This is a genomic window from Puniceibacterium antarcticum, from assembly GCF_002760615.1.
In the GTDB taxonomy this organism is placed as follows: domain Bacteria; phylum Pseudomonadota; class Alphaproteobacteria; order Rhodobacterales; family Rhodobacteraceae; genus Puniceibacterium; species Puniceibacterium antarcticum.
Genome location: NZ_AWWI01000069.1, coordinates 1 through 12866, shown reverse-complemented (window position 1 = coordinate 12866; position 12866 = coordinate 1). Strand labels below are relative to the sequence as shown.

General features: G+C 59.2%; 10 protein-coding genes and 1 pseudogene. 3 read left to right on the top strand and 8 right to left on the bottom strand.

The features are described 5' to 3' along the window. Genes P775_RS11105 through P775_RS11075 form a run of 7 tightly spaced genes read right to left on the bottom strand, consistent with a single transcriptional unit; the run spans nt 1 to nt 6579 of the window. The gene (locus tag P775_RS11105) at nt 1-1056 is read right to left on the bottom strand and encodes a substrate-binding domain-containing protein (protein WP_099911078.1); all 1056 of its coding nucleotides are present in this window, start codon (nt 1054-1056) and stop codon (nt 1-3) included. After that, nucleotides 1046-2068: an ABC transporter permease gene (locus P775_RS11100; protein ID WP_218967665.1), complete on the bottom strand. Its 1023-nt coding sequence runs from the start codon at nt 2066-2068 to the stop codon at nt 1046-1048. Before P775_RS11100 ends, P775_RS11105 begins: the two co-directional genes overlap by 11 nt. 34 nt (nt 2069-2102) lie before the next feature. Then, nucleotides 2103-3083, bottom strand: a complete 981-nt coding sequence (locus tag P775_RS11095; protein ID WP_099911077.1) for a zinc-dependent alcohol dehydrogenase — start codon at nt 3081-3083, stop codon at nt 2103-2105. A gap of 22 nt (nt 3084-3105) precedes the next feature. Then, entirely contained in the window at nt 3106-4113 is a 1008-nt protein-coding gene (locus P775_RS11090; protein WP_099911076.1) for a Gfo/Idh/MocA family protein, read from the bottom strand. Next, nucleotides 4113-4397 (bottom strand): YciI family protein, encoded by a 285-nt coding sequence (locus tag P775_RS11085; RefSeq protein ID WP_099911075.1) that lies wholly within the window; start codon nt 4395-4397, stop codon nt 4113-4115. Before P775_RS11085 ends, P775_RS11090 begins: the two co-directional genes overlap by 1 nt. 12 nt (nt 4398-4409) lie before the next feature. Next, nucleotides 4410-5480, bottom strand: coding sequence for an SDR family oxidoreductase (locus tag P775_RS11080; protein ID WP_099911074.1), 1071 nt, complete (start codon nt 5478-5480; stop codon nt 4410-4412). 31 nt (nt 5481-5511) lie between these two features. Then, on the bottom strand, nt 5512-6579 hold the full coding sequence (locus P775_RS11075) for a 2,3-butanediol dehydrogenase (RefSeq protein WP_099911073.1): 1068 nt from the start codon (nt 6577-6579) through the stop codon (nt 5512-5514). Between the two features lie 221 nt (nt 6580-6800). On the opposite strand from P775_RS11075, the gene P775_RS11070 reads away from it, so the two are divergent. The 3 genes and pseudogenes from P775_RS11070 (at nt 6801) to P775_RS11060 (ending at nt 10696) form a co-directional block, all read left to right on the top strand. Further along, complete coding sequence (locus tag P775_RS11070; RefSeq protein ID WP_099911072.1) at nt 6801-7721, top strand: NAD(P)-dependent oxidoreductase; 921 nt, start codon at nt 6801-6803, stop codon at nt 7719-7721. A gap of 9 nt (nt 7722-7730) precedes the next feature. Beyond that, nucleotides 7731-9458 (top strand): ABC transporter substrate-binding protein, encoded by a 1728-nt coding sequence (locus P775_RS11065; RefSeq protein WP_099911071.1) that lies wholly within the window; start codon nt 7731-7733, stop codon nt 9456-9458. Nucleotides 9459-9530: 72 nt separating this feature from the next. Next, nucleotides 9531-10696 (top strand): annotated as a pseudogene (locus tag P775_RS11060) (DDE-type integrase/transposase/recombinase). A 387-nt stretch (nt 10697-11083) separates the two neighbouring features. On the opposite strand, the gene P775_RS11055 reads toward P775_RS11060, so the two are convergent. Continuing rightward, nucleotides 11084-12259, bottom strand: coding sequence for an AI-2E family transporter (locus P775_RS11055; RefSeq protein ID WP_099911070.1), 1176 nt, complete (start codon nt 12257-12259; stop codon nt 11084-11086). Between the last annotated feature and the right edge of the window lie 607 nt (nt 12260-12866).

Here is a 12866-nt window from a genome sequence, read left to right as displayed (position 1 = left end):
TTACTGGCCGACGGCCGCAGCCTGATCCTTGCCCGCCATTTCTGCGGACAGATAGATCGACCCCGGAAGATCTGGCCGGCAGTCCACGGCATTCGGCTCGCTGGTGACAGAGTTTTCAAAGACGGGTGCCTTGAATGTTTCATCTGTCGGCAGTGTTCCGCCCGTCGCCTCTGCCACCGCCCACTGGACCGCAAGACGAACGTTGTCATTGCCGGTGGCCACGGTGAACAGTTTGAAATCGGGGTTGTCGGCGGTGTTGTCAGCCCAGAAGCACGATAGCGAATTCCCGTCGGACGTGGCAATCGCGGGGATCGAGCGGTCGAACTCCTTGAACACCGGCAACGCGCCGACCAGAGAGGGGCCAAAATCGGACACGATCACGTCGATCTTGTCGTTCTTGGCGATCTCGGCGGACAGAACCTGCTGCGTCAGCGAGGGGTCCCAGTTGGTGACTGCAAAGGGGGCTGGGTTGATGAAGACGTAGCTGTCATCAAGCACGGATTTCATGCCTTCAAGCTCGTCGACGCCCTGGCTGTTGCCGGCGGGACCCGAAATGAACAGCAGGTTACCCCCGTCGGGCAATTGTTCCTTGATCCAGTTGCCCCAGTTCACGCCGTCTTCCTTGAACGACGATCCGATGAACTTGGTGTAGTTCTTTCCCGCCTCTCCACCGACGTTAACGCGGTACGGCACGACAATCGCACCCGCACGATAGGCGTTGGTCAGCGCTGGCAGGACCGCAGGGCCTGCATCACCGAAGACGACCAGAGCATCAATGCCGCGTGCGACCATCGAGTTTATATCGGAAATTGCCTTTTGCGTATTGCCCTGACCGTCCGAATACTCGAACTGCGTGATGCTGGGGCATTTGGCAACCTCCTCCTTGCCGGATGCCGTCGTCACCAACCGCCAGCTGTTGCCGCCGAAGCCGTCCAGCAGTGCAAGCGAGGCTTCGTTCGGGCCGCACCAGGACGGGGTGTCCTGGGCCATGGCCCCGGTCGCTCCCAGTGTCAGCGCCAGCGCCGACACTGCGATCTTCATCTTGTTATGCAGCATTGTCCGTATCTCCCATTTTGGACGTTTCCTTGATCGTCTTTTGTCGGCGCCACTGGATCGAATAGACTCCAATCCCGAATACGAGCGCCAAGGCCTGAATGATGGTCTGGGCCGAAAACGGCACCCCGACCGACAGCGCGAACTGGCTGAGCTGATTTAGGAAGAATGCGGCGATCACGGTCGAGATCGGAAAGCCGCGACCACCCAGAAGAGACGTCCCAGCCAGCACCACAACGGCGACCGAGGGCAATAAGAGCGCATCGCCCTGAAATGCCGTCGGTTCACGGGTAATCCCGGCGATCATGATCCCGGCCACGCAGTAGTGCAGCTGCGCCAGCACATAGGCCATCGCCTGATAGAGACGTACCCGCAGCCCCGCCGCCTGCGCGGCCAGAGGACTTGCCCCGATTACCTCGAATCGGCGGCCCTGCGCTGTCTTCTTCATCACGAAGGTCACGATGACGAGGATCGCAAGCGCGAACAGCACTGCATGAGGGATGCCAAAGGTCTTGCCCCCTGCGATCTGCGCCAGGAGCGGCGTAGTGGTGCGCGGCACGCCGCCGGAGACCGCGAAGACCACGCCGTAGAGCAGCGCATTCATTCCGATCGTCGCCACGATGGCATTCAGGCGCATGAAACCAACAAGAAAGCCATTGGCCAGACCAGTCACCACAGCCAGACCCATCGCGATCAGCACGGCGGGTAGAAGCTCTGCATTGTTGCCCGACGGCAGATGTGTGACCAGCACCACCGCCAGCGACACCCCGCCTGACAACGACAGATCGAAGCCGCCCTGTTGCACAACCAGCATCTGCCCCAGCCCGACGATGGCAATGACAGCCGCGAACGGCAGGCTGCCCGCAAGGCCACCGTAGGACACCGCCGAGGGAGCGAAGATCATGCACAACATGAGCAGCACCAAAGTCGATGCTACAACGGTGACGAAACCTCGCGCAAGCGGGATGGATGTCGCGCCAGTAGGCGGAGCGGTCATGTTGCCGGTGTGTGTCATTCTCTGCGTCCCCTCCCTTTGTCGTGTTGCGTCTTCAGTTTATGTTCAGCGTAACCTTGACGGCCTGCTGCGGGTCCTTGCCGAGAGCGAAGGCCGCGATTGCATCGTCGAGCCCGAAACTGTGGGTCTGGATCGGTGACAGATCGAGCCTGGTGCGTTCCAGAAACCTGATCGCCCCCGGCCAGACACCGGGCGAGCCAATGCAGCCGCGCACGGTCAGATCCTTGATCTGGATTTTGCCGAGTTCCACCGGGAACTTCTGGCCGATGTTGATGCCGACCATCGACACGAAGCCCTCTGGCCGAACGTAGTCGAAAACGTTAGCCAGCGATGCCGGATGCCCCGCGCATTCGACCACGAGGTCGGCGCCCCCCTTGGTCATCTCGTCGATGGCCTCGATCGGATCACCGTCAGTCGGATCGACAGTGGCATCCGCACCCAGCTTCATCGCGATCTCGCGCCGCAGGGGCACTGGATCGGCGACGATGACACGCGCCCCCATGCCGATGGCGGCCGCCGCCGACACCAGACCGATGGTGCCGCCGCCAGAGATGACGACAGTCTGCGACGCATCGACGCCGCCGTGGCGCAGCACCGCGTAGTACCCGCAGGTGAAAGGTTCGATCAGCGCACCTTTGGCGTCATCGACACCGTCAGGCAGCTTGTGCAGCCATTCCGGCCGGGCTGCGAAGTATTCCCTGTCGGCCCCGTCCATCGAAAAACCGAAGTGATGTATGCGCTCCGGCGTTTTGATAACGCACTCGCCAACCACCCGGTCGCCTACAGACAGGCCATGCACGTTACGACCGACCTCGACCACCTCGCCGACCCATTCATGGCCGGGGGTCACTGGATAGGAAATCGGGATTATGTAGTTGCCTGACAGCAGTTCATAGTCGCTGTGGCAGATGCCAACGCGGGACGTGCGGATCATCACCTCATTTTCAGTGATGCCGGGCGATTGCACGTTGGCCACCACCGGCTTGTTTGGTTCATCAAAGATCAGGGTTTTCATATCGTCTCCTCCCGCTGGCCGCTCAGGCTACGTGTTCGATCTTGCCGCTGATGGCTGAGGCGAAGACCGCCTCCAGCAGCGCTATGTTGTTCACCAGATGGTCGGCGGTGATTGGATAGATCTCGCGCCCTCGCACGGCGCGGGCGAAGGCGACCAAATTGTCCTTCACCGGCTCAGCCTTGCCGATTTCCACCGTTACGATCGGGCCGCCGGCCATCGCGGAGGTCACAATCCAGCCATCGGGACTTTCGACATGGGCCTTGTCGCGGATGTCGATCCAGCCTTTGGACCCGTAAACAGTGAAGCGCGACATGAACGGATTAGCGAGCGAGGCGGACACGTAAGAGGTACCGCCACCCGCGAATTTCACATAGGCCGCCACCGTGTCGCCCTGCGGAAGGTCGGACGACAGCTGCTCGCAGATGCACAGCACGCTTTCAGCGCGCCCCAGCAGGCGGACGGACAGGTCGAGCAGATGGATGCCGGTTGCGGTCATGCCGCCCGCCGGGGCTTGATCAGCCTTCAGCCGCCAGTTGTCTCGATCAAGGCTCAGAAACTTGTCGTGGCTGAAGTTGGATTCAATCTGGTGGATGCGACCCAGGGCACCCGCATCCGCCATCGCGAGCATGTCCGCGATGGGCGGTTCCCAGCGGCGTTCGTGCCCCATACCCAGAACGAGGCCTGCATCGGCACAGAGCTTGACCGATTTTTCCGCCTCGGCCCTGGTCAGTGCCAAGGGCTTTTCACAAAAAATATGCTTACCCGCCCCGACGGCCTGCGCGATCTGGTCGGTGTGCAAAGAATGAGGCGTCGCCAGAACAACCGCCTCGACCGCCGGATCGTGGAGCGCATCGGCATAGTCGGAAGTCAGGGGAATATCTTTGCCGTCGCAAAGATCACGCACGCTGGCGACGTTCGGCTCCACCGCGCGCACGACGCTGATATCGTCGGGCGCAGCCTGCAGGACGTTGAGCATTTTCTGCCCCCACCAGCCCATGCCGACCAGTGCAATGCCAACCGGCCCAGCCATCAGCGATTGTCCACGCGTTTGGCGAAGGGCCGGATTGAGACGGTCTTCCACAGGCCCGCATGATGGAACGGGTCGTCGCGATTGAACGCTTCCACCTCTGCCAAGCTGTCGGCTTCCAGCAGGAAACAGCTGCCGATCATGGTTTCTTCGTCGTCTGCGAGCAGCGGGCCGGAGACCAGCGTTTTGACCGTCGCGGCGGCAAGATAGGCTTTGTGCGCGTCGTAGTTGGCGAGCCGCTTTTCGACGGCACCCTCATAGTCTAGGCAATGGATCACGTAATGCATCGGTTCTGTCCTTCAGGCGGGGATGATGCGCTGGTCACGCAGCGTGTCGAACACGTCGTAAAAACTGGCTGGCGTTGGCTGGTAGGCATCGAAGCCCAACACGCGGCTGTTGGTCATATCGGTGAAGCATTCCAGCGTGCGGCTTAGGTCGGCGTCAGAATGCCACCACGACGCCAGCCTGCCGACCGGGATGTCCTGCAAGTCGTGTTTTGCCACGATATCGGCCCAGACATCGGCGGCGTCGGACATCGTCTCTTCCAACGGCGTCACGTCCCCTGAGTATTCGGCCACCGGCACATCGAAGTAATCGGCAATCTGCTGCCACAGCCACGTCCAGCGAAAGACGTCGCCGTTAACGATGTTGAAGGGTGTGTCGGCGGCCTCCGGGGTGGTCGCCGCCCAGTGTAGCTGTTTTGCCAGGATGCGCGCGTCAGTCACGTCAGTTACGGCGTTATACTGCTCCGGCGAGCCGGGATAGACGAAGGGTCGCCCCGCGTGTTTGCAGATCGAGGCATAGACGGCGAGCGTCACGGCCATGTTCATCGCATTGCCGACGACGAAGCCGATCATCGTGTGCGGTCGATGCACAGACCAAGTAAAGCCATGCTCCTTCGCCTTTTCGAACAGCACGTCCTCTTGCGCATAATAGAAGTTCGGTCCCGGCAGGCGCGGGCTGCTTTCCAGAAATGGGGTGTAGGGCGTGACATTGGCGTAATCGTCGAAGGATCCCAGGTAGTGCTTCAGCCCCGTCACTAGGGCCGCGTGCTGCAGCGGTGCACCGGCGATCCCGTCGAACAGATTGCGGATCATCTCGGCGTTCACGCGGACGTTTTCGTCCTCCGACGCCTGACGCGACCAAGTGCAGTAAAAGACGTGTGTGACGTCCTGTGCGTTCTTCAGCGCGGCCTTGGCCCCTGCGGCATCCTCCAAATCGACAGCAATGTGGCGGTCGGAAAAGGCGAGGTCCACGGCGCTGCGCGACAGGGTCACGACTGTCCAGCCCCGTTCCTTAAGGTGGCGGCCGGTGTAGCTACCGGACAGGCCGGTGGCACCGACAATAAGCGCAATGTTCTGTGCGGTCATGATCTTTGGGGCTTTCGTAGGGTTTGCAATATCAGGTCGTTACGAGGATCTTTAGATGCTGTCCGGTCGGATCGAGAAGCGCCTCGAACCCCTTTGCGACCACATCCTCGGCGGCGATCCGCGCGGTGATGACCTTTTCAACGGGAAAGGCGCCTACAGCGATCATCCGCGCGATCCGAGGCCAGATCTGTGTGGGGTAGCACCAAGTCGCCTCAACAGTGATGTCTTTGAGCGCCCAGAGCATCGCGTCTATGCTGGCAGGTTTCATGTGCAGACCGACCTGCACGACGCGGCCCTGACGGCGCACGGCATGCACGCAGGCGTTCAGCGATGCTTCCATCCCGACGCATTCTAGCGCCACGTCGACGCCGACGCCTTCCTCGGTCAAATCACGGACGATGGCGGCCAGATCGCTGCTGAGTGGATCAACGACATGGGCGTATGGCGCGATGTCGGCGATGATGCGACGGCGGTTGGGGTTGGGTTCGGACACGATGATCGTCGCGGCCCCGGCGGCACGGGCCGCTAGCACCGTCAGCGCACCGATGGGGCCCGCGCCGGACACCAGCACGGTGCTTCCTGCGGTCACGCCACCCCGGTCGACACCATAAAGTGCAACGGCAGCAGGTTCGATCATTGCGGCCTGTTCGTCGGTCAGGATGTCCGGCACCGGCTGTGCGTTATAATCCTTAATGACGGCCTTCTCGCCCATCCCGCCCCAGGCCCAACTCAGCCCGACGCATCCCATCGACGGCGACAGGTGAAACAGGCCACGCTTGCCGTAATAATCGTTGCGCGGTGACAGCAAGGGCTGGACGGAAATCCGGTCCCCGACTGCGACATGGCTGATGCCAGAACCGACGGCCAGGACCATTGCAGAAAACTCATGACCGAGGATCTGCGGGTTCGTTGCACCCGTGTAGATGTGCGGCTCTTGCGGGGTTACGATCGGTCCCGCGATATACTCATGTAAATCGGTGCCGCAGATGCCGGTCACGATGGGTGCGATCAGCACATCGTCGAAGGCCAGATCGCCCGACGGCTCGGCCACATCTTCGACGCGTATGTCCTTCGCGCCGTGGAATCGCACTGCTTTCATTGTATGTCTCCTCCTCCCGTCATTCGGCCCAACACATTCAGCGCCCAATGAGCAACTCACACTGCCTGACGACGTCGCTCCCACTCTCGCCCTGCTTAATGACCTTATCTCTCCGTTTCGGAGATTACCTCGTTGATTTATCCGAAGCGGAGAAATTGTCCTCCTGCCCACTGTGACCTTCGCGATATCCTCCGGCCGACGCAGACCCGAAGGAGCACATCGTGGTGATAGAATTAGACGCCGTCGCGGCGGCGCAGTACAAACTGTCCGCAGGATGGATCGGCGCGGGCAAGATGGGGGCCCCGATGATCCGCAACCTGCTGGCCCACGGCGTTGCAGTCGCCGTCACCGACACATCTTCTGCGGTTGTCGCAGACCTTGCCAAGGATGGAGCTACCGTTGCTCAGGACCTCGCAGCCCATGCCGAAAGCGATATCGTCTTTGCGACACTACCCAACGACCGGGCGCTCCAACAGGTGGTCATGGGGTCCGACTCTGCACCTGGCCTTGCCGCCAGCCTTCGCGCCGGAGCCACCTTCATCGAAATGAGCACCGTGTCGCCCGAATGTTCGGCGACTGTGGGAAACGCATTGACAGAGCGTGGTATTCTGTATCTGCGCGCGCCGCTGTCCGGCAGTACGGCACTTGCTGAAAAGGCCACGCTAACGATCCTCGCCTCCGGCGATGAGGCCGCATGGGACCTAGCCCAGCCATACCTTGCGCATCTCTCCGCCCGACGGTTCTACCTCGGTCAGGGCGAGGAGGCGCGCTACATGAAGCTTGTGCTGAACACCCTCGTAGGGGCCACTGCCGCGATCATGGCCGAGGCGTTGGCCCTTGGCGAGAGTGGCGGGCTGAGCAGGTCCGCCATCATGGAAGTCATCGGCGAAAGTGCCGTTGCGTCCCCGCTGCTGAAATACAAGACCGACATGATCGTTTCCGACGACTTTAGCCCGGCGTTCTCAGTCGATCAGATGATCAAGGACTTCACCTTGATTTCGGACGCAGCACATGCTCACGGCGTGTCGCAGAACGTAACTTCCCTGATCCTTCAACAATACCGTGAGGCCGCCTCAGCCGGGTTGAACAATGCTGATTTCTTCGCTTTGGTGAAATGGCGTGGAGGTATGGCGCAACTGTAAGGGGTCATTATGGATCAACAGGTACCGCAGCCCGCGCCAAAGGCCGAACTGACCAGCCACGAGCTATCGCGGATCGTCGATTTCTTACGCAAGCTGCGCGCCCCCTTCGATGACGGCCTGCCGGATGCGAAACCGGACGTGTTCTGGAACGTCGTCCTCGAGCTCGTCGATGCCCATTTGCGTGATCGCCCGATCGACAAGTCGGGCCTGATCGCTTTAGCCCGCGTCCCCTACAGCACCGGCAACCGCATGATCACCAAGATGCTCGCCGATAATCTGATACTGCAGGTGCCGCGCGGCAACGGGCTCAAGACTCACTTTCTGCAACCCTCCGACCGGTTGCTGACTGCGTTCATGGATTACGCCAACCACGTAAAGGCGCATCTGGCCAAGACTTTCGGCCTGCGCAAAGGGACTGAAGCGAACGAATACTACTTCGGCGGCAGCTATTTCGCTTCACAAATCATTTCACCGGTGCAGACTCAAGACATCGGCGGTACCGTGCCCAGCGACATCCGCTTTTTGCTGAACGACGACAACTACTTCGCCTCAATGCGTAACATGTGGTCGGACTTCCGTAACGATCTGGGTCGAAAAAGCAGTTTCGACCTTCAGCGTCTGCCAGACCTTTATACCAATGCGCTTGCCACCGGCCAGAGCCGTGCGCCCGCCTACGACGTCGTGTCTGTCAACATGCCTTGGCTGGGCGAGTTCGCCGAAAAAGGGCTGCTCGCCCCGCTGGATGAGCTGCTGAACGATGCCGCAATTAATGCGCTCGACTTCCATCCGTCTGTCTGGGGGACCGGCAACTGGAACGGCACGCAATACGGGATTCCGCTTTACTGCACGATAGAGATCCTTGCCGCGCGCCGCGATTTGTTCGAGGATAAGGGGCTGACCTACCCGAAGACCTTCGACGAGACGATTCGTGCCGCGCGCGAATTGCACCGCCCGAGCTCCGAATTTTATGGCATCGCATGGAATGGCCAGCGCGGCATGCCGATTGCGAACTCATTCATGTTCTTTCTGGCTGCCTGCCAGAAGACAGTGATCGACATGCCCCTGCACAATCAGGACAGCTGGCGTTTTGAGCGGTTCGAAAAGCTGAAACTGCAGATCGACACCGATGCCTCCCTCGAAGTCATCGACTACATGAAGCAACTGGTCGAGGTATCGCCCCCGGAGATCGCGAACATGGACTGGGAAAAGCGGATCGCCTGCTTCATGTCGGGTCAGGCCGGAATGGCCTATTGCTGGACGATGCGTGCCGCACGCTTCGAGCACGAGCTCAGCTCGCGGGTGGCGCGACGGGTCGCCCTCCCCCCCCCCGCCCGCCGCTTGGGCCGCATTGCCGCGCCGATCGGCGGGTTCCTGATGACCATTCCAACTAACGTATCTGCTGTCAGACAGAGGCAAATCATAAACGCGATTGCATGGATGGTGTCCCCGGAAGCCATGAAAGCCCATGTCAAGAACGGCTTTCCCGTGGCCCCAAGGTTTTCGGTTTGCGCCGATCCGGAGGCGCTGGCCTCCTCTCCTATCGTACGGATGGTGGACCAGATGGCCCGACGGAATGAACTCGTGACCTGGTCCAGACCTCCTGTGCCCGCCTTCAATCTGATTGAACGCACACTCGGTCAAGAAATCCATGATGCCGTTTTCAATGGAAAATCGCCACACCAAGCGATCCGGGACGCTGAAAATCGGATCCTACGGGAATTGTCAGCGGGCCACTGACCACCCAGCGCCTAGGTGTTTGATCCCACGGTTTGATGGTGCGATCCTTTCTCAGGCTTGGATGGAAGCATTCTGGGACAAGTTCGACACTGGAGCGCCATGACAACGCACGCCGTCAGAGCTGCAATACAGCGATCGCAAGCTTCGCTCGTGCAGTTAAGCAAGGAGTTGGGCATCAGCCCCAAGACCGTTGCGAAGTGGCGCAAGCGTGCGACGGTAGAGGATCTGAAGACCGGGCCAAAGGAGCCGCGTTCAACCGTTCTCACTGAAGCTGAGGAGGCGATGATTGTCGCATTCCGGCGGCACACGCTGCTGCCGCTGGAGTTCGAGCGTCAAGCAAACGATCTGGGGGATCGTTTGTAGCGAAGAACGCATCTATGCACTTCAGCCATCGCTTCCGCATCTGACCCGGTCGGCACTGCATCTTGCGTCGGGGAAAACGATCCCCCGGATCGTTTTCTGACCCTCCTCACCTTCAGCCGCACGGGATCTCTCGCTTGCCGGATGTCGAGGGCCCCTCTCGTGACATTGCTGCGCAATGCACTGCCGGGCAGCGGACAAGCCTAGGCGCCAGAAGTTCAAGCGTTACCCGATCAGCTTCTTTCATATCGATATCGCGGAAGTTCAGACAGTCGAGGGCAAGCTCTATCTCTTTGTTGGTATTGATCGGACCAGCAAGTTTGCAGTCACACAACTCGTGGATAAGGCAGACCGCAAGACCGCCTGGGAGTTCCTCGAGGGTCTGCTCAAGGCAGTCCCCTATCGCATCCACACGATCCTGAAGGACAACGGCATCCAGTTCGCCGAGCAGCCTCGCAACCGGAACACAGCATACTCGCGGCAGATGCGCTTTCACATGATCTGCGAAGTAAATGGGATCGAGCACCGGCTGACCAAGCCAAACCATCCGTGGAGCCGTGAGGATAAGAAAACAGTCCGGGGGACCGTTTTTCCGAAGGGCGGCCAGGTCGAGCGGATGAACCGAACGATCAAGGAGGGTGGGGCCCCAAGCCGATCCGGGGGATCGGCGACGGCTGAACGTGAAACGATACCATGGCGACAGCCATGATCAGCTGCGCACGCACCTCGCCGACGTCATGGACGCATACAACTTCGCACCCAGGCTAAAGACCCTGAACGGCCTCACACCCTACGAATACATCTGCAAAATCTGGACTTCAGAGCCAGATCGATTCATCCTAAATCCGATCCACAAGATGCCGGGATTGAGCACCTAAGCTAGAGTTTTGCCTAGGCGTTGATCACAGATCGCACAAGGAATTAACAATCTCGGCGAGGCGTCACATCGGCACACCCGCCGAAAAGATAAGATATTCGACCGGCTCAAATCATCAACACACACTCGGATGTTCCTCTCTGTCCATGATCGAATCGCGGTTCTCTTTCGCCATAAACGCGAGCGCCTCAACGCCGCCGACTGACACTGCACACGAACACATATCCATGACCTCTGGGTTCGTTACGTGCGCGAAATAGCCGCCTGAAGCTACCGCATCAGCTCCTTATCCAAACGCTTTGACATAACCTGACAATGTCGATTTGGGTGAATTTTGCTGAATATGCAGAGCTTACACTTCCAGAAGAGAGAAAGACACAGGCGACCGTCATTCGCCAGAGCCTGCGGCTTTATCAGATTCCTCGAATTTCACGCCCATATCGGCCGAACCCAGAAAATAGCCAAGTGTCTTCATGCTTTCTACGTTGTCACAGACGACCTTTACGATCACCAAGAAGGGCACTGCCATCAGGGCTCCTGCGATACCCCAAAGCCAGCCCCAGAATACGACGGTTATGAACACTGACACCGTATTCAACTCCAACCGGCGACCAAGAACTGAGGGGGTGATTATCTGACCCTCAAGCGTTGTGGCTGCTAGATAAAGCAGCGGTGCAATCGCTGCATGCCCCAGCGTGTCGAACGACAGGACAGAGTAAATCCCGACAAGGACAACGCCCGCGATGGCTCCGAGGAACGGCAAATAATTGAACACGAAGGCGACAAGGCCCCAGACGTACGGTTTGGGAAGACCAGCCAGCATCAAAAGCGCCCAGACTGCGAGTCCAAGCCCAGCGTTGATGAGTGTGATCGTCAGCAAATACCTCGAAATTGCACGCTCAACCCCGTATACAATTTTCAGGGCACGCTTCTTTTCACTCAGTGAGGGCAATACCTCTACCAGTTTGACCCGAAACATGTCTCCCGAGGCCAGCAGAAACAGTGCCAGAACGAGAGTCACGGCCAGTGTAGTGCCAGTGCTCGCCGCGTTGCTCACGGCGGAATTCAATATGCCGGGCTGTTGAATTGCCACCTTCTGAACCCGGTTGCTAGCCGCTGCTTCTTCGGTCAGTCCTTCGACTTCTTTGCTCGCCTCCTTGACCTTCTCGACTGACTCACTCAACCCTCGAAACTTTTCGCGCAGCTGCTCGCCCATCTCGGGCGCGTCTTGCATCCAAGTGCTGATGGGTCCGCTCACTGCATAGCCACCCGCCACCATTCCAGCACCCATAAACACGATCAGAAGTATGCCGCTGAGGGGCGCAGGAACGCCAAGCCGTCCCGCCCCTCGGACAATCGGGCTGAGCGTCAATGCCAACATCAGCCCCAGAATGATGGGCAACAGCACATCTTTGGCAAAGAAACATGCCATCACAAGCGCCAAGAGTGCCAAAAACAATAGAATACGGCGGATCTTGTTTAATTGTATAAGGCTCTCAAGTCGCCAGCTTTCGACGCTAAGGTTGTCAGGGTCGATCTGGTCTGCGGGCGGTAAACTGGACATGGCTATGATTGAACCTTACGCAACCTATCAGTCCGCATGGCGAGGTCTGCTCTTAGGTTATGCTTAATCTTAACGCCTTGGCCACAATTTTGATCCCTTGAAATATGTAGCTGCTTCAATATCCCCAAACCTCCACGATGAACGGACAATCCAGCGTGCCGTTCAGACGCAGGAGGTGGCTGGGGGTGATTTCCATAGTTGCAGCCATGACGTCATACTTTCCCTGAAAGGATTGACTGTCGTCCGAATCTGGCCCGGTCGTAAGCCTTCAAAACCTGCACCAGCCGTTTGATCCGCTAGTCCGCATCCGCGTTGCGGGGCCTGAGCATCTCGAGTTCACTCTCCAGAACGTCTGCGCGGGTATCTGTCCAAGATCAAACTGCAGTTCTCTTTCGCCCGAAACGCCAGCGCATCAACGCCGCCTACTACCGCCGCACACGAACAAATGCCCATGGCCTCTGGGTTCGCTACGTGGGCGAAATCGTCGCCTGAAGCTACCGCATCTACTCTCTATCCAAGCGCTGGGAAATAACCTGAAAATGCCGATCAGCCTCTCTGAGGCTGATGGCAGGGGGACATCGCAGACTTGGCGACATCCCCCGTCTTC